Genomic DNA, 19,179 nt, shown 5'->3' with positions numbered 1-19,179 from the left:
GGTTATGGACATGGGAAATAGAAATGGAAATATGAATAAAGGAACGGATGAGATGGAGATTGCCAGAAATGAAAAACGGGCGAGAAGGAAACGGGCAAGACGCAGGGCCGTTCTTCTTCAAAGAATTTTCGCCGTTCTGTTGGTACTTGTGGCTGCAGGGGGCTGCTTTGCATTTATCTGGAATCTTCCGGTTTTTAGACTGGACAGAGAGTTGAAAGCGGGGGAGGAATATACCCAGGAGGAAGCATTCGACGAAGCAATTGCCTACTATGAAGAGGCGCTGAAAATAGATTCTACTTCCGTGAAAGCATATCGATATATGGCGAACGCATATTTTGGCAAGGAGGATAACCTGCAGGCGAAGACGGTGCTTCTTGAGGGTTGGCAGAATACGCAGGACGAAGGATTGCTTAAGTATTACTGCACCACGATTTTGAACGAGGCGGTAGCCCAGATAAACGACGGCGCCTGTACCTTGGAGACCGTGCAGAATATTTTGAGCGTGCTTGAGAAGGACGAGAATAATGCTGATGCTATGGAGCTTATGAATATAGCGTATGAACGTGTGGTCCAAGGCTTTCAGAAGGAAAATAACGCAGATATTTTTTATGACGTGAACGGTCAGGAGGGCTGTCTGTTTCCCCTCTACCAGCAAATAATGGATAAGTTATTTGAGATTTACGGGACAAGCTCCTCAGAAGAAGTGAAAAATATCATTCTTAAATATTCTCTTATAGATGTTCCTGAGTTAAGGATAAGCAGAGAGCATGCGAAAGCTTACCGGGGCCTTTTGGAGAAAGCGTCGGCGCTGGGAGAGAATGAAGCTGTAAGCGGACTGCTTTCCTGTTTGAATAAGGAAGAAGAGATTCAAAATACCTTTGCGGATATGTTTACCGCATTTGACGCCGGAAATTATGAGGCAGCTAAGGATTTTGTCGTTTCGGAGGCTTATACACAAATTCGGGATGAATTCATCGGCGGTACGATGGAATACTGGAGCGGAGAAACTTATATACCGGTAAGCCGTGAGACGGTGATTCTGAAACAGGCGGAAGATGGAACATGGACCTTCCAGTTCCCTAAATTCGAGGACGATGAAACCACGGAGGGAATAATAACGGTGTGGGGAAATAAGATGACAGATGAAGGCATTCAACGCTCCTGTATTGCCTATGAACCGGCTAAGGAGGGCGAAAGCTATTTCCCTCATATACAATACGTCATCAGCTATATGTACAGCAACGTGCAGAAGGAGAAGTCCTTCGAGGCGGAGATGAACTATCACTTCGAGACGAGAACATGGACGGAGGAAGGAATGACGACGGACATGATCGGCGGTTGGGGCGGACCTTATCAGTGGGAGAAAACATATTAAAGGAGTGCTTAGGATTGGGAGAAGGGAAATGTATTGTAGTCGGGGCGGGAGATTTCACTCCGATAGAAATTGATAAAAAGGAAGGTGATTTCTGTATTGCGGTGGACGGCGGATATTTATACTGTAAACTGATAGGGCTTGCTGTCGATCTGCTCATCGGCGATATGGATTCCATCGATGAAAATATCAGGCCGGAAATCGAGGCGATGAAAGAAGAAAGTCCGGAAAAAGTCATTGTATTAAATCCTGAAAAAGATGATACGGACAGCTTGGCAGCGTTGCGCATTGGCATGGAAAAGGGCTATAAGGACTTCCGCATATATGGTGCCATGGGTGGAAGAGTGGAACATACCATCGCTAATATCCAATGCCTGAGCTTCTTGAAAAATAATGGCAGGAAGGCATATATTATGGATGCCAACGTAATGATGACCGTAATAAAGAATGAATCTATAAAGTTCGATAAAGGAATGGATGGGTTTCTATCACTGTTCTCGCTCGGAGAAAAGGCGAGGGGCGTTACGATAGAGGGAATGAAATATCCGTTAAAGGAAGCCACGGTAACCAATGATTATCCTATCGGCATCAGCAATGAATTCATAGGAGAAGAATGTGTGATAACGGTGGAAGAAGGGATGCTGCTTCTTATCGTTTCGTGGGCATAGCAGTGAGCAATATGTCACACAAGTTGTTCGATATTCAGCTAAAAAAAGAAGCGTTTGTTAAAACGCTTCTTTTTGTCTGTGTTTACGCAAGTCAATACGCTTTTTTGCATTGTCCCATTCCAATTGCTGTATCTCGTTCTCAATTAAGAGACCGTAAGGAATCGGTATAGGGAGTTGGTTGTCATCGAGAGCCACTAAGGTTAAAAAAGCCCGATTGATCGGTCTGCGCAGCCCGTCGATGCCCTCAACGTAGGAATCCACCCGTACCTCCATGGAGGTATTACCTACATAGGTAACATGGCCTATGATAACGACCAGATCGTTCAAATAGGCAGCGCTTTTAAATTGAAGGTTGTCGATGGAGGCGGTGGTAATTGGTGTAGCGGCATGGCGCTTCGCCACGGTCCCTGCCACTTCATCGATCCAGGAAACGAGCTGGCCGCCGAAAAGGCGGCCTTCCCCGTTGATATCTTCATATTTCAAAAAATGAATTTGTTCTGTTATAGAATCTTGAACGCGCTTTTTCTTCATATCAATTTTTATGCCTTTCTTATAGCCTGCAAACTTCGGGCTATAAGTGCAAATTAAAATCGGATTGCATATCTTAAGCACAAAGCTGCGAATTTTTATTTTCCTAAGTCTTCCTTTACGGGCACCTGAGTCGTTTTGTCATAACAAGAGAAAGCGGCGCTTATGAAGGGAGCCTCCGGCTTAGGAGTAAACAAGCTGATAACGGGTACGAGAATAAGTCCTGCCACCATGGCGAATGCACCGGCATTGATGGGCGACTGTAATATCGCGGGGAAATGACTGCGGAAGAGCAAATTGCATACCATAAAGCCTGAACCGAAGATGAACGTAGTCCATACGGACGCGGCAGTAGCTCTCTTCCAGTATAAGCCGTAGAGGAAGGGCGCGAGGAAAGATCCTGCCAAAGCACCCCAAGACACACCCATAAGCTGAGCAATGAACGTAATGTTCTGCTTATACTGTATGACAGCAATCACCACGGAGATGGCGATGAACACTACAATAAGGATACGGATGCTTAAAAGCTGCTTTTTCTCGCTCATGTTTTTAATTATATTATCCTTTATAAAGTCAATTGTCAATGTAGAACTGGAAGCCATGACAAGAGCGGACAGCGTGGACATAGAAGCGGAAAGCACCAATATGATAACTAATCCCATAAGAGCAGGTGAAAGATTGGAAAGCATTGTAGGAACAACAGAGTCGTAACCTTCGGCTGCAATATCGATGCGGTCCGAGTACAAACGTCCGAAGCTGCCGAGAAAATAGCAGCCGCCGGAGATGACGATTGCGAAAAGAGTAGAGATAATAGTCCCTTTTTTGATGGAGTCTTCACTTTTAATGGAATAGAATTTCTGAACCATCTGAGGAAGTCCCCAAGTGCCGAGAGAGGTCAGAATGATTACTCCAAGAAGGTTCAGCGGGTCCGGACCGAAGAAGGAAGCGAACACTCCCTGCTGGGAGGACACCGTCTCATCAGTAAAAGCAGCGAGGCTGTGTATAGCCTCGGTAAAGCCCCCGTTGTTTTTTAAGATTGCGCCAATGACCGCCGTGATTCCGAAAAGCATGATGATGCCCTGAACGAAATCGGTAATGGCGGTAGCCATATATCCTCCGGCGATAACGTAGACACCGGTGAGCACAGCCATAATAATGATGCAAACTGTATAATCGATGTTGAATGCCATTCCGAACAATCTGGAAAGACCATTATATAAAGATGCAGTATAAGGAATCAAGAAAATGAATACGATGGCTGACGCACAAATTTTCAGCCTGTTGCTTTGAAAGCGCCTGCCGAAAAATTCGGGCATGGTAGCGCTGTTCAAATGCTGGGTCATAATGCGTGTGCGACGTCCCAGGATGACCCATGCGAGCATAGAACCTAACAGGGCGTTACCGATACCGATCCATGTGGCAGAAATACCGTATTTCCAGCCAAACTGTCCGGCATAGCCGACGAAGATAACGGCGGAAAAATAGGAGGTGCCGTAGGCAAAGGCGGAAAGCCACGGTCCAACGTTCCTTCCACCCAAGACGAAGCCATTGACATCGGTGGCATGCTTTCTGCAATAGAACCCGATACCTATCATAACTGCAAAGAATATTAATAACATTGTTAATTTTATAAACATAGTTTTACCCTCTCATAAGTGATATGAATTCATGAATGACATGAATATGAATTGTCAGCGTGTCCGGATATTTTATCCGCGGTTTTGAGTTGCAACAAGGCTTTCACCACAGTATCTTTCCCTAAGCCTGGGCTTTTCGATCTTGCCGGTAGGATTGCGAGGTATATCGGCGAAGATGACCTTATGGGGCCTCTTGTAGCGGGGAAGCTTGTGACAGAACTCGTCGATTTCTGCCGCAGTGCATTCCGTGCCTGGTTTTAAGTCGATAATGGCCGCCGTAATTTCTCCGAGGCGCTTGTCCGGAAGACCGATGACTGCGACGTCGTGAACCGCCTTGTGAGCGCGCAGGAAATCCTCGATTTGCACCGGGTAGATATTTTCTCCGCCGCTGATGATGACATCCTTTTTCCGGTCTACGAGGAAGATGAATCCGTCCTCGTCTTCTTGTGCCATATCTCCGGTAAACAGCCAGCCGTCGTCAGAGAGCACTTCCTTTGTAGCCATTTCATCGTTGTAGTAGCAAGTCATAACACCGGGGCCCCTTACTGCAAGCTCGCCCACCTCGCCGTGAGCTACCGTGCTACGGTTCTCATCCACGATCTTGATTTCCCAGCCGTAGCCGGCTTTTCCGATAGCTCCCACTTTATGAATGTTTTCCACGCCCAGATGTACGCAACCGGGGCCGATGGACTCACTTAGGCCGTAGTTAGTATCATAGGCATGATTAGGGAAGTAACTCTTCCAATGCTTGATAAGGCTGGGAGGAACGGGCTGGGCGCCGATATGCATGAGCCTCCATCCCGATAAGTCGTAATCCTTAAGATGAACTTTTCCGCAGTCCAGGGCTTCTAAAATATCTTGTGCCCACGGAACGAGAAGCCATACGATAGTACATTTTTCCTTGGATACTGCATCCAATATGTATTCCGGCTTTGTTCCCTTAAGCAGGACGGCTTTTCCTCCGGAAAGAAGAGAGCCGAACCAGTGCATCTTTGCGCCGGTATGATAAAGGGGAGGAATGCATAAGAAAACATCGTCTTTTGTCTGTCCATGGTGATTTTGCTCTGTAAGGCAGGAGTGCATCAGGCTTTCGTGATTATGTAAAATCGCCTTTGGAAATCCGGTGGTTCCTGAAGAAAAATAAATAGCGGCGTCGTCTTCGTCCGTCAGGGAAACGATGGGCGACTGACTGGAGCAATTGGCTGCCAGCGAATTATAATCTTCCGCAAAGCTGGGGCAATTTTCTCCTACGTAGAACAAAAGGCGATTCTTGCCGACGGAATCCGCATTCTCCTCCACGCGGCCGATGAATTCAGGACCGAAAATCAAAACATCTGCTTCGGCCAGATCCACGCAATACTGGATTTCCTCGGAGGTATAGCGGAAATTGAGAGGGACCGCCAAGGCTCCGGTCTTCAGTATTCCGAAATAGATGGGAAGCCATTCCAGGCAGTTCATAAGAAGAATTGCTACCTTATCGCCCTTCTTTACATTCCTGCTAAGCAGGAGATTGGCAAATCGGTTGGCTTTTTCATTGAAAACGTTCCATGTGATTTCCCGGCGGTAGTGAGAAAGAGGGCTTGGTTCCATCAATTCATATTCTTTCCATGTAACCCGGCGGGTTTCCTTTACCTCCGGATTAATTTCAATAAGACAGATGTCCTCTCCGAATTTCTTACAATTTTCTTCCAATAAATTAGTGATAGGCATTTTAATAGTTCTCCATATGTAATCGTAATATATTAATATTTTTCGCGCTTTAACGCAATGCGCCAATAAAGTAAATAATACATGAATTATGTGAAAAAGTCAATGAAAAGATGGTAAAAATGCTCATTAAAATAAGAAGAAATGCTTATGTGAATGGATAAAAATACTAAAAAATACCCATAGGAAAAATAAATTTCCTATAGGCATTTAAATGTAACGTTACCGGAAAAATCAGAAGTGGAACTGAGACATATATAAATTGTAGTAAAAGCCTCTTTTTTCCATTAGATCTGCGGGAGAGCCCTCCTCGATAATGCGGCCGTTATCGATATAGAAGATACGATCCGCCTTCTGTATGGTGGACAGACGGTGAGCTACCACGAAAGAAGTGCGTCCCTTCAGTAAGCTTTCGATGCCTGCCTGCACGAGAAGTTCCGTCTGCGTGTCGATACTGGAGGTAGCTTCGTCCAGTATGAGTATTTTGGGCATGGATACCATCGTCCTGGCAAAGGCGAGAAGCTGCTTTTGTCCTCCCGACAAGCTGCCGCCGCGCTCGGAAAGCGCCGAGTCATAGCCCTTTTCCATTTTGGAAATGAAACTGTCGGCATGAACGGCCTTTGCCGCGGTTACGATTTCCTCGTCGGAGGCATCCAGCTTACCATAAAGAATATTGTCCTTTACAGTGCCTGAAAAAAGGAAGTTATCCTGCGTCATAATACCCATCTGCTTGCGGAGGCTTTCGATGGAAACTGTCTTTACATCGAAGCCGTCCACATATACGTTACCCTGCTGTACATCGTAGAAGCGGCTGATCAGGTTGACGATGGTCGTCTTGCCTGCACCGGTAGGTCCTACGAGAGCGATGGTTTCGCCCGGCTCCACTGTAAAGCTCACGTCATCCAACACTTTTGTCGTTCCGGCATAAGAGAAGGTAACATGCTCGAAGCATACCTTACCTTCGATGGAAGGAATGTCGGTAACCATATCCGCGTCAGTAATTTCAGCCTCGGTGTCCATAATCTCGAAAACGCGCTCTGCACCGCTTATATTCGTAATGAGCTGAGTATAAAAGTTGCTCAGGTTCATGATCGGATGCCAGAACATAGAGATATAAGTACCGAAAGCGATGAGAATACCCACAGATACTTTATCGGTTCCCAGTATCATAATGCCTGTGTAGTATAGCATAACAGTACCGATTCCCCAGCAGAAGTCGATGACAGAGCCGAAGGCATCGTTTAGGCGGATGGCGGAGATAAAGGAATCCCTATGCTCCTTCACCAGGCCCCGGAAGGTCTGCTTTGTTTCTTCCTCCGCAGTAAAGCTCTGAATGATGCGTATGCCGGAAAAGTCTTCATGCACAAAGGCATTTAAATTGGAAGACTTTTTCCGGAATATCTGCCACCTTTTATGGGAATATACCTGGATAAGAAAGAGGCATATCGCCATGAGCGGAGTGCTGATCAAGGAAGCGGCCGCCAGCACCGGATTTTTAATAAACATAATGATTACTACGGCGCATATCGTAATGAAGTCGGGGATCAGCGTCGTAACACAGTTGGATAGCACATCCTTTAAGGAATTGATGTCACCGATGATGCGGGCGAGAATCTTTCCTGTAGGACGGCTGTCAAAAAAATGAAAGTCCAGGGTCTGTATGTGGCTGTATAGATCCTGACGTATGGTAACGAGTATATTGTTGCATACCCTAGCCATGACATACATACGAATCTTAATGCCGATGACCATCAGAATATTGAGCGAGAGTGCAAAGCCTATGAGCTTGAACAGTCCTATGACATCACCCTTGGAAATATAGTCGTCTACGGCGGATTCCATAATCAGCGGATTCAAAAGGGAAACGAATACGCAGAAGGCCATAATGGCAAGAACCGCCAGTATTTCTTTTTTATATGTTAAAAGATAGGAGAGGAGTCTGCGCAGAGTCTTTAGCTTGCTGACCTCTATCGTCTGCTCGTCATCCTTAAATGAGTTAATTGGCATGTTATTCACCTCCCTTGTATTGAGCTGCATAAGTGGTATAGTAAAGCCCGCCTTTTTTAAGCAGCGTTTCGTGTGTGCCGCGTTCTGCGATAGTACCGTTTTCCAAAACGATAATTTCATCGGCGTTTATTACGGAGCTGACACGATGTGCAATGATTATTTTTGTGGTATGCTCCAGTTCGCTCAGGGTCTGCTGTATCATTTGTTCCGTTTCCATATCCAAAGCGGAGGTGGAGTCGTCCAGGACGAGAATCGGATTGCGTTTAGCCAGAGCGCGGGCGATGCTGATGCGCTGCTTCTGTCCGCCGGAAAGCCCCACGCCTCGTTCGCCGATAACCGTTTCATACTGGTTATCCATTCGCTCGATGAAGTTGCTGGCTTGTGCCTCAAAAGAAGCCAGCTTTACCGCTGCAGTATCCAGATGCTCCCTTTTTCCCAGCTTTACATTTTCATTAATCGTATCTGAAAACAGGAATACGTCCTGCATGACCAGGGAAATACTTCCCCTTAACTGTTTTAAGCTCATATTCTCTATATTTACGCCGTCGATACGAATGGAGCCGTTCGTAACATCGTAAAAGCGCTGGAGGAGATGAATGATGGAGCTTTTTCCCGCCCCGGTGGCGCCCATGATACCGATGGTTTTGCCCTCTTCTACGCGGAAGGAGACATCGTTTAAAATATCTACCTTGGCGGAGGTCTCGGCATCCGTTTTGCTGAAGGAAACGTTGGAAAATTCTATCCCTCCATTTACTTGCTCAAGGATGGTCGGCTCTTCCTTTTCCACGATAGTCGGCGTTTCTTTATAAATTTTGCTCAGCTTCCTGTTAGAAGCCACCGCAGAAGAGAAGCTGTTGGTCAGCCACCCAAGCATTTCCATAGGCCATACGATGTTCATGGAATATTCCACGAAAGCGCCTAAAGAGCCTAAGGTAAGATCCTTTTTCATCACGAGGACACCTCCGAACAGAAGAATGAGAAGAGGAAGTAATTTCGTGATAAAGGAAAGATACGGATAGTAGGTTACAAAAATCTTGGACTGACGCATATTGAGCTCGTAGTACTTTTTATTGTGAGATAAAAATTTGCCGATTTCAAATTTTTCCCGCGCAAATGCTTTTACTGTGCGCACACCGGCGAGGTTTTCTTCGGCTACTGTATTTAAAATAGCATTTTCCTCGCTGATCGCTTCATATACAGAGTCCAGCTTTCTTTCCATAGTAATGGCGATAGTAGCAGCGATGATCATGAACGCAGTAGGAAGAAGCGCCAGCCTCGCATCCAGATTGAACATAAAAAAGAGCACGATAGAAGTATGAATGATGACTTCGATTATCAGCATACCTACAAAGGTAAGTGCATCGCCGATTCTGTCGATATCATCCTTGATACGGGCCATCAGTTCTCCGGTATTGGTTCGCTCGAAGAAGTCCGCGCTCAGCGACTGAATGTGATCGAAGAGATGGCGGCGCATTTTCGCGGTGATTCGTATACCGGCTACATCGAAGGCGTACTCCTTAAGATATTGGAAAATACATCGTCCGATGCCGACGATAAGGATACCGCCTAAGAGATACATAAGCTTATCGGTCTGTCCGCCCACGATGACATCATCGATGATGTGCTTGGTGAGCTGTGGTGCTATCAGATCCAGCGAAACGCTGATAATCATGGACAGGATTGCAAAAATATAAGTAAATTTATGCTCGAATATGTAGGCTGATAGCTTTTTAGTAGGATAATTGTTTTTCATAAGGTTCCTCCCCGATTTTATAAATTAAGAAAAGTGCTCATATAAAAAGCCGTGGCAGAAAGTGCCACGGCTTTAAATTTGGACGCAAAGAGAATAAAAAAATGCGGTCAAATAAATCGGACCGCATCAGCAAACGAGATATACAATATGATATATCGAATCAATTATTCCTGTCACCGGAGGCAATTCCATTAAAACGGCTATTCAATTGAAGGTTACTGTCTTTATTAAAAGCATATTTATTCGTCATAATTTCTTCCTCCTTTCCAAGTTTTATTAATTCGTAAATTTTCAGACGCACTATTAACATACTCTTTACGTGTTCGTTTGTCAACCTATTTTTCCTTAAATTATATTTTTCTCTTATAATAATGCTCCAAAGCCTGAATCATCTGATACAAACCCATAGCGATAAGGCACAAAATGATGATGGAGGTAATGACGAGGTTCAGTTGAAAAACCTGAGATCCATAAATAATCAAATACCCCAGTCCCCTTCTAGCCGCGAGAAATTCGCCGATGATAACGCCTACGAGAGCGAGGCCGATGTTGACTTTCATATTACTCAAAATAATAGGGACGGAACCAGGGAGGACTACTTTTGTAAAAGCATCTTTTTTTTGTCCGCCCAAGGTATAGATCAATTTTATCTTCTCCTCGTCCACTTGCTTAAAACCAGTATAAAGGTTGATGACAGAGCCGAAGATGGCGACGGAAATACCCGCTACGATAATAGTATTGATGCCGGTCCCCAGCCATACGATGAATAAAGGGGCAAGGGCTGATTTGGGCAGGCTGTTCAAAATAACAAGATATGGTTCTAAAATTTCCGAGCACTTTTTGGAATACCATAAAATCGTGGCGGAAACCATTCCTATCATGAAAACGAGGGCGAAGCTTACAATCGTCTCTAACAGAGTGATACCTGCATTGGAAAAAAAGGATAAATCCTTTACCATACCGATGAAGCAGGCCGTCACCTTGCTTGGACTGCTGAAAAAGAAAGAATCGATATATCCCTCGCGGGCAGAAAATTCCCAAAGGGCGAGAAAGAAAACGAGAATAAATAAGCGGGCGGCAGTGACAAGACGTTTCTGTCTGCGATGGGAACGCTCATACTTTTCCTGATTACTTAAGAGATGCGGCGTTTTGGATGTAGTTCTCATCAGAAATCTCCTTCCATAATTGATTGAAGTATCCTCGATATTCCGGCGCGTTTCTGGATGCCAGAGGCGAGTCCTCTGAAATCGTCAGATGAATGGGAATATCACATTTAATCGTAGCAGGACGCTTGGACATGACGAGTATCCGATCGGAAAGGCTGATCGCTTCGGATAAGTCATGAGTAATTAAGATAGCGGTTTTTCCGGTGGAGCGAATGATGTTACATATATCCGAAGAGACAGAAAGTCTGGTCTGATAGTCGAGGGCGCTGAAGGGTTCATCCAAAAGCAGGATTTCAGGGTCCAGGACGAGGGTTCGGATGAGGGCGGCGCGCTGTTTCATACCGCCGGACAGCTCGCTTGGTTTTTTGTCCTTAAACTTATATAAGTCATAATCTTTCAGCAGCTGTATCGCCCGGTCTTTTTTTTCCTCGGTCAATTGATGATTGATTTCCAGACCAAGCAGCACATTCTGGTAAATGGTCCTCCATTCAAACAAATGGTCGTGCTGGAGCATGTAGCCCATTTTAGGGCATAATCCGGCTGTCTGGTGCCTGGAGGCCTGCATTTCCCCTTGTGAGATATGAAAAAGCACCTCTCCGCTTTCCGGAACGAGCAATCCGAAGATGATGGATAATAATGTAGATTTTCCGCATCCACTCGGCCCTGCGATAGCGATGAACTCGCCTCTTTCCACTTGAAACGATATATGTGACAGAGCGGGAGTTTCGCCCTTTAAGTTATGATAGGAATAAGAAATATCTTTTAATTCCAGTATTGGCTTATTCATAGAAATCCTCCTGCTATATATATCCTATTATATGAGGAAATAAAAAACAGTGTGCAGTATACCGTTGAAATTTGGCAAAGTATGTAATTTTTATGCAGGGGCAGAAGCAGAAAAGATTGAAAAACGTGGTGAAATATGTTAGTATCAAAAACAAGGTTTAGATATTGTGGAGGAGAATACCATGGCACAGCTTTGGGGCGGACGTTTTACGAAGGAGACAGATAAGCTTGTATATAATTTCAATGCATCCATTTCTTTCGACAGAAAATTCTTTGAAGAAGATATAGAAGGAAGCATTGCTCATGTAGTAATGCTGGAAAAGCAGAACATTCTCACCGAAGAAGAGAAAAATGCCATTGTAAAAGGTCTTACCGGCATCCGGGAAGATGTAAAGAGCGGAAAGCTTATTATTACGGAGGAATACGAGGATATCCACAGTTTTGTGGAAGCTAATCTGATAGACCGGATAGGAGACGCAGGAAAGAAACTGCATACGGGAAGAAGCCGCAATGATCAGGTGGCATTAGATATGAAGCTGTATACGAGAGCGGAGGTTCTGCATGTGGCAGAGGAGCTTCAGGAGCTTCTTTTTACCTTACTTATTATTATGGAAAATAACCTGAACACCTATATGCCGGGATTTACCCATTTGCAAAAAGCGCAGCCGATTACGCTGGCACATCATATGGGAGCATATTTTGAGATGTTTAAGCGGGACAGCCTAAGGCTCAGGGATATTTATGCAAGGATGAATTACTGTCCGCTGGGAGCAGGAGCCCTGGCGGGGACCACCTATCCTCTGGACAGAGGGTATACGGCGGCTCTGATGGGTTTTGAAGGGCCGACATTCAACAGCATGGATTCTGTTTCGGACAGAGATTATGTGATTGAATTTTTATCCGCATTGTCCACTATTATGATGCATCTTAGCCGCTTTTGTGAAGAAATTATTATTTGGAATTCAAACGAATACCATTTTGTTGAGATAGATGATGCATATTCTACGGGAAGCAGTATCATGCCCCAGAAGAAAAATCCGGATATTGCGGAATTAGTAAGAGGGAAGACCGGTAGGGTATACGGTGCGTTGATGTCCATATTGACGGTGATGAAGGGGATACCGCTTGCCTATAATAAGGATATGCAGGAGGATAAGGAACTGACCTTTGATGCCATCGATACGGTGAAAGGCTGCCTTGCTTTGTTTAATGGAATGTTAAGGACAATAAAATTTAACGAGGAGGTCATGGCAGTCAGTGCGATGAACGGCTTTACCAATGCGACGGACGCGGCGGATTATCTGGTAGGTATGGGAGTGCCCTTCAGGGATGCCCATGAAATCGTAGGCAGGCTGGTGCTTTACTGCATAGATAAGAACACCTGCATCGATGCGCTCAGTATAGAGGAGCTGAAAGAAATCAGCCCGGTATTTGAGGAGGATGTTTTCGACGCGGTAAGCTTAAAGACATGCGTAGAAAAGCGTCTGACGATCGGTGCTCCGGGACAAAGCGCAATGAAAGAGGTTATCGATATCAACCGGGAATTTTTGAAAAACAGTTGGATGCAAGAGACAAGAGGCAATTCATAATATATAATATAAAACTGGAAAATATAAAATTATTAATATAGAAAGATGAGGAGAATGAAAAATGAGCGATAGGTTAAAAGTAGGTATTTTAGGCGGAACCGGTATGGTAGGGCAGAGATTTATCTCTTTGTTGGAGAACCATCCATGGTTTGAGGTGACGGTAATTGCAGCAAGCCCAAGATCGGAAGGAAAAACTTATGCAGAGGCGGTAGGTGACAGATGGAAAATGGCTACACCTATGCCGGAGGCTGTAAAAAATATTGTTGTAATGAACGTAACCGAAGTAGAAAAGGTTGCGGCGGGAGTAGACTTCGTGTTCAGTGCCGTGGATATGACGAAAGACGAAATCAAAAAAATTGAAGAAGAATATGCGAAGACGGAGACCCCTGTAGTTTCCAACAACAGTGCTCACAGATGGACTCCCGATGTTCCTATGGTAGTGCCGGAAATTAATCCGGAACACATGAAAGTCATCGATTTTCAGAAGAAGAGACTTGGCACGACGAGAGGCTTTATTGCAGTAAAGCCTAACTGTTCCATTCAAAGTTATGCGCCTGTGCTTACCGCATGGAAGGAGTTCGAGCCTTACGAGGTGGTTGCCACCACTTATCAGGCGATTTCCGGGGCTGGCAAGACGTTCAAGGATTGGCCTGAGATGGAAGGCAACATTATTCCTTACATCGGGGGAGAAGAAGAAAAGAGTGAAAAAGAACCCCTTAGAATTTGGGGAGAAATCCAGGATGGAGAAATCGTTCCAGCAGCTTCACCGGTCATTACCTGCCAGTGTATTCGTGTTCCCGTTTTAAACGGACATACGGCGGCTGTTTTCGTAAAGCTTAAGAAAAAGGCTACCAAGGAGCAGCTTGTCGAGAAGCTTGTTAACTTCAAAGGGGTGCCTCAGGAACTTGAGCTTCCCAGCGCACCTAAGCAGTTTATCCAATATCTGGAGGAGGATAACCGCCCTCAGGTGAATATGGATGTGGATTATGAGAAGGGAATGGGCGTGAGCGTAGGACGTTTAAGAGAGGATAACGTATACGATTGGAAATTTGTGGGATTATCACACAATACGGTTCGCGGAGCTGCCGGTGGGGCGGTGCTTTGCGCAGAGCTTTTGAAGGCCCAGGGGTATATTACAAAAAAATAATAATTACAAAAAAATAAGAGAAAGGATAAATATTTATCATATTTTGTGGGAAATATGATAAATACGGGGTATAGCTATCTTTAGTAATGAAGTGATCAATATAGAAGATAGGAGAAAAATGTATTGAGAAGGGTGACGGCAAATGGATGAATTACAGTATCAATTTGAACTGCTTAATGCGATGAATCAGAAATTAAGCGTCGATGAGAAAATGTTTCAAATGCTCTGTAATACATCGAGCAGCGCGTTTTTATACTACAACTTCGAGGACGATATTATAAGGACGTTTGGTAATTGGAAATTTTTCTTTAAGGTAAACATTCAAGAAATAAGGGATATTTCAGGAATTTATGATTTTATAGAGGACAAATATGTTCTTCAGCTTAGAGAGCTCTTATTTATTGAAAAAAAAGGGCGAAAAAGTGATAGCGCAGTGATCCGCATGAAAGACGGTATCTGGGTGGAATGTGAGACGGCGGTCACTTATGACGAGAACGAGAACGCTAAGGAAAAAGTAATCCGGTTTAAAAACATTACGAAGTTCAAAAATCAAAATGAAGAATTGACGTACATGGCGTACTACGACGTATTGACCGGATTATATAATCGGAATTATTTCATACTCCTTTTGGGGGATTATGTAAGAAAAGCGGAAGAGGAACGCGCCTCAGTGGCGGTCATGTTCATAGATATCGACGATTTCCGAAAGATTAACGATGGCTTGGGAATTGTGATAGGTGATGAAATCGTTCAGCAGTTCGGGCAGTTTTTGTCTAGTATTAAGAATAATAATGTAATCGTGTCTCATTTTAACAGTGACATTTATTGTATTGCCATTTACGATCCTTGTGGAGCCAGAAGTGTAGAACATATTTTCCGTATGATACACGAGCGGCTGCAGAAACCCTTTCTTCTTAGTAATGGAATGGAAGTGAACATTACGGTGAGCATGGGAGTTGCGGAATATCCCGAAGCGGCAAAGACTACGTTAGAGCTCATCAACTGTGCGGAAATCGTAATGTTTAAAGCCAAGAGCAAGGGTAAGGATTCGATACAATATTTTGATGTTCCCATATTAAACGATTTTTTGCAGAATGTGACCATTGAAAATAAGTTGAAGGAGGCTGCCTTCAGCCAGAATTTCATGATGTATTTCCAACCTCAGTACCATGCTCAGGACAGGAAACTTCGGGGCGTGGAGGCATTGATCCGCTGGAAAGACGATGACGGACATATGATAAGTCCTTCCGTATTTATACCGATTGCGGAGAAAAACGGGACAATCATTCCCATAGGCACTTGGGTAATCGAAGAGAGCATTCGCATTTATTCGCAGTGGAAGAAGAAATATAAGTCAGATTTGATTCTGTCCTTAAATATATCAGCGATTCAGTACAGAAAGTTAGATTTTGTAAGTAAATTGATGAAGATTTTGAAAAAATACGAGGTGAAGCCTACGGAGGTGGAGCTGGAGATTACCGAGAGCGTGTTGATTGACGATTTCGGAGAGATTACGAACAAGCTTGTGACCTTAAGGAGCTATGGAATTCGCATTTCCTTGGATGATTTCGGAACGGGGTATTCTTCTCTTTCTTATTTAAAGGGGTTGCCTATCGATACGTTGAAAATAGATAAGTCGTTTATTGATACTGTTGTTTCTGATGACAATACGAAAATAATCACGGAATCTATTATTTATATGGTCAAGAAGCTGGGCTTCGAAACGGTGGCTGAAGGTGTGGAGACAAAGGAGCAGTTTGAATATTTGAAGTCTATAGAATGTGACAACATTCAAGGATTCTTTTTAGGAAAACCGATGCCCTCCGACGAGGTGGAGGAATTACTGAAGCAAGCTGTGGTATAAAAATTGTTTATAGCAAGCCCTGTCATTTTTATGGCAAGGGCTTGTTGCAAGAGAGGATAGTTTTTAATATTTCATGGGAAAAAGTTTATATATTGCGGAAAAGCCCAGCGTGGCGAGAGAGTTCGCGAAAGCGTTAAAATTGAATATGAGCAACAAAGACGGCTATATGGAATCGGAAGAAGCTATCGTAACATGGTGCGTGGGTCATTTAGTGACTATGAGCTATCCAGAGGTTTATGACGAGAAATACAAGAGATGGTCTTTGGCTACCCTGCCTTTTATTCCTGAAGAGTTTAAGTACGAAGTCATTGAAAATGTAAAGAAGCAATTTACAATCGTAAGCGGACTTTTGAACCGTGCGGAGGTGGACACCATTTATGTCTGCACTGACTCCGGACGGGAAGGAGAATACATATATCGTCTGGTGGAGAAGCAGGCAGGCGTGAGCGGCAAACAAAGGAAGCGCGTGTGGATCGATTCCCAGACAGAAGAGGAAATATTGCGCGGCATACGGGAGGCAAAGGACTTGTCTTCCTATGATAATCTTTGCTCCGCCGCCTACCTTCGTGCGAAGGAGGATTACCTCATGGGAATTAATTTTTCCCGGGTGCTCACTTTGAAATACAGCAATTCCATCAAGTCCTATCTGAAAACGGATAAGGCAGTGGTTTCGGTAGGAAGGGTCATGACCTGCGTTCTCGGCATGGTGGTTAACAGAGAACGGGAAATTCGAAACTTTGTAAAGACCTCCTTTTACAGGGTAATTGCCGGAGTGGAGACGGAAGAAAAGTGCTTTGAATGCGAGTGGAAAGCGGTCGAAGGGACGAAATATTATAATTCCCCGCTTCTTTATAAGGAAAATGGATTTAAAGAAAAAAAGACCGCCCAGGAGCTTATCGACGCACTGGAAGAAGCTCCCGGGGCAGTACCGGTGATAGAATCGGTGGAGAAGAAGAAAGAGACAAAAAATCCTCCGCTTTTGTATAACTTGGCAGAGCTTCAGAACGACTGCTCCAAATACTTCAAAATCAGCCCCGATGAAACGTTGCGTATCGTGCAGGAGTTATACGAAAAGAAGATGACCACCTATCCGAGAACGGATGCCAGAGTATTGTCAACTGCGGTAGCAAAGGAGATATCCAAGAATATAAGCGGGCTCAAGGGCTATTCCCAGACGGCGGCGTTTGTAGAAGAAGTGCTTCAAAAGGGTACTTATAAGAATATTGCCAAGACCAGATATGTGAACGATAAGCAAATTACAGACCATTATGCCATCATTCCCACCGGGCAGGGGCTTGGAAACCTGGGAAGCTTAAGCTCTACAGCGGCGAAGGTTTATGAAATCATTGTCAGACGTTTTCTCTGCATCTTTTTTCCTGCGGCGGTGTATCAGAAGATCGCTTTGACCATAGGAATGAAAGAGGAGAAATTTTTTGCAAGCTTTAAGGTTTTAGTGGATCCGGGGTATTTAAAGGCGACGGAATTCTCTTTTGCAAAAAAGAAGGAAGAAAGCAACAAGGCCCCGGAGAGCAAGGAGACAGAAGCTAAAGAGGCAGGCGCGGAAGATGGAGAAGGCCAAGAGGAAGGAAACGGAAACGATACCAAGGATCCCGAATTCATGGAGATGCTGAAACGGCTGAAAAAAGGGGATGAGTTGTCCTTAAAAGGCTTTGAAATCAAGGAAGGGGAAACATCCCCGCCCAAACGCTATAACTCAGGGACGATGATATTAACTATGGAAAATGCCGGACAATTCATCGAAGATGAGGAACTGCGCGCGCAGATGAAGGGGAGCGGCATCGGCACCTCCGCTACGCGGGCCGAGATACTGAAGAAACTGGTAAATATCGAATATTTGTCCTTAAATAAAAAGACCCAGATTATCACTCCTGCCCTTATGGGTGAGATGATATATGATGTGGTGGCGGGCTCCATAAGGCCGCTGCTGGATCCGGCCCTTACCGCGAGCTGGGAAAAGGGGCTGACCCTTGTGGCAGAAGGAAGTATTACGGAAGATGAATACATGCGCAAGCTGGATGATTTCGTAACACGAAGGACGAACAGCGTAAAGCAGATGGAAAATCAGTCCACACTTTATATGCAGTTCGATATGGCCGCGAAGAACTATAAAAAGTAGTTTGACGCACAAGGGAAATCAAGTTTTAAAAGGTAAAAAAGAGTTCATAAGGTAAAAAAGAGTTCATAAGGTAAAAAGAGTTTTGCCTTAATAAAGAAGAAAAGAGGAGGAAAAGCCATGGAACAATTTAAAATCGAAAATCTATATACGCTTTCGGAGACGATTGCAGCGGATATTTTCGAAGGAGTTACTTATCCGTGGGAGGTATTGCCCAAAATTAAAGATTTTATCGTGAAGCTGGGAAATTCCCTGCCCGAGGATAAATATGAGAAAAGGGGAGAAAATGTCTGGATTGCAAAATCCGCGACTGTATTTCCGAGCGTCTACATTGACGGACCGGCAATTATTGACGAGGATGCTGAGGTGCGTCATTGCGCGTTTATCAGAGGAAACGCTATCGTAGGCAAAGGTGCGGTGGTAGGTAATTCTACGGAACTGAAAAATGTTATTCTTTTTAATAAGGTTCAGGTACCTCACTACAATTATGTGGGCGACAGCGTACTTGGATTCAAGGCCCATATGGGAGCAGGATCCATCACTTCCAATGTAAAAAGTGACAAGACGCTGGTGGTGGCAAAATCCGAGACCGGCGACGTTGAGACCGGCCTTAAGAAATTCGGGGCGATGTTAGGGGATATGGTAGAAGTAGGCTGTAATTCGGTTCTGAATCCGGGAACGGTCATCGGGAAAAATTCCAGCGTATATCCCACCTCCTCTGTGAGAGGATATATACCGCCGGATAGCATTTATAAAGATAAGGGCGAAGTTGTCATAAGGAATATATAAAAAATCTGAATTTAAAAAATATGGCGTTATTT

General features: G+C 44.4%; 14 protein-coding genes. 7 read left to right on the top strand and 7 right to left on the bottom strand.

Annotated elements, in window-relative coordinates; all coding sequences use genetic code 11:
- The first annotated feature begins 10 nt into the window (after positions 1–10).
- Together CC90_RS0107270 and CC90_RS0107265 are read left to right on the top strand one after the other, a co-directional pair.
- A complete protein-coding gene (locus tag CC90_RS0107270) occupies positions 11–1,375 on the top strand; it encodes a tetratricopeptide repeat protein (RefSeq protein WP_031390132.1) in 1,365 nt (454 codons plus the stop codon).
- Complete coding sequence (locus tag CC90_RS0107265; protein ID WP_051869321.1) at positions 1,357–2,040, top strand: thiamine diphosphokinase; 684 nt, start codon at positions 1,357–1,359, stop codon at positions 2,038–2,040. Before CC90_RS0107270 ends, CC90_RS0107265 begins: the two co-directional genes overlap by 19 nt.
- Positions 2,041–2,097: 57 nt before the next feature.
- Here CC90_RS0107265 and CC90_RS0107260 read toward each other — a convergent pair whose 3' ends face one another.
- From CC90_RS0107260 to CC90_RS0107225, 7 genes are all read right to left on the bottom strand, one after another.
- A complete protein-coding gene (locus CC90_RS0107260) occupies positions 2,098–2,652 on the bottom strand; it encodes an acyl-CoA thioesterase (protein WP_330373200.1) in 555 nt (184 codons plus the stop codon).
- Positions 2,653–2,666: 14 nt separating this feature from the next.
- On the bottom strand, positions 2,667–4,205 hold the full coding sequence (locus CC90_RS0107255; protein WP_031390129.1) for a sodium:solute symporter family protein: 1,539 nt from the start codon (positions 4,203–4,205) through the stop codon (positions 2,667–2,669).
- Between the two features lie 72 nt (positions 4,206–4,277).
- Positions 4,278–5,915 (bottom strand): class I adenylate-forming enzyme family protein, encoded by a 1,638-nt coding sequence (locus CC90_RS0107250; protein ID WP_031390128.1) that lies wholly within the window; start codon positions 5,913–5,915, stop codon positions 4,278–4,280.
- A 231-nt stretch (positions 5,916–6,146) separates the two neighbouring features.
- Entirely contained in the window at positions 6,147–7,919 is a 1,773-nt protein-coding gene (locus tag CC90_RS0107245; protein ID WP_031390127.1) for an ABC transporter ATP-binding protein, read from the bottom strand.
- Position 7,920: 1 nt separating this feature from the next.
- Positions 7,921–9,672 carry an ABC transporter ATP-binding protein gene (locus CC90_RS0107240; RefSeq protein ID WP_031390126.1) on the bottom strand — a complete coding sequence of 584 codons (1,752 nt, stop codon included), beginning with the start codon at positions 9,670–9,672 and terminating at the stop codon, positions 7,921–7,923.
- 350 nt (positions 9,673–10,022) lie between these two features.
- The gene (locus CC90_RS0107230; RefSeq protein WP_031390125.1) at positions 10,023–10,838 is read right to left on the bottom strand and encodes an ABC transporter permease; all 816 of its coding nucleotides are present in this window, start codon (positions 10,836–10,838) and stop codon (positions 10,023–10,025) included.
- Entirely contained in the window at positions 10,801–11,625 is an 825-nt protein-coding gene (locus tag CC90_RS0107225) for an ABC transporter ATP-binding protein (protein WP_031390124.1), read from the bottom strand. Before CC90_RS0107225 ends, CC90_RS0107230 begins: the two co-directional genes overlap by 38 nt.
- A gap of 181 nt (positions 11,626–11,806) precedes the next feature.
- Between CC90_RS0107225 and argH the strand changes: the two genes are divergently transcribed.
- From argH to CC90_RS0107200, 5 genes are all read left to right on the top strand, one after another.
- A complete protein-coding gene (gene argH, locus CC90_RS0107220) occupies positions 11,807–13,213 on the top strand; it encodes an argininosuccinate lyase (RefSeq protein ID WP_031390123.1) in 1,407 nt (468 codons plus the stop codon).
- 61 nt (positions 13,214–13,274) lie between these two features.
- Entirely contained in the window at positions 13,275–14,360 is a 1,086-nt protein-coding gene (gene asd / locus CC90_RS0107215; RefSeq protein WP_031390122.1) for an aspartate-semialdehyde dehydrogenase, read from the top strand.
- A 142-nt stretch (positions 14,361–14,502) separates the two neighbouring features.
- Positions 14,503–16,224, top strand: coding sequence for a putative bifunctional diguanylate cyclase/phosphodiesterase (locus CC90_RS0107210; protein WP_051869320.1), 1,722 nt, complete (start codon positions 14,503–14,505; stop codon positions 16,222–16,224).
- A 73-nt stretch (positions 16,225–16,297) separates the two neighbouring features.
- Positions 16,298–18,361: a DNA topoisomerase gene (locus tag CC90_RS0107205; protein ID WP_031390120.1), complete on the top strand. Its 2,064-nt coding sequence runs from the start codon at positions 16,298–16,300 to the stop codon at positions 18,359–18,361.
- A gap of 117 nt (positions 18,362–18,478) precedes the next feature.
- Positions 18,479–19,147 carry an LbetaH domain-containing protein gene (locus CC90_RS0107200; protein WP_031390119.1) on the top strand — a complete coding sequence of 223 codons (669 nt, stop codon included), beginning with the start codon at positions 18,479–18,481 and terminating at the stop codon, positions 19,145–19,147.
- Positions 19,148–19,179 lie beyond the last annotated feature (32 nt).

This window comes from Kineothrix alysoides, from assembly GCF_000732725.1.
Taxonomy (GTDB): Bacteria; Bacillota; Clostridia; order Lachnospirales; family Lachnospiraceae; genus Kineothrix; species Kineothrix alysoides.
This window is presented reverse-complemented; position numbering and strand designations above follow the sequence as displayed.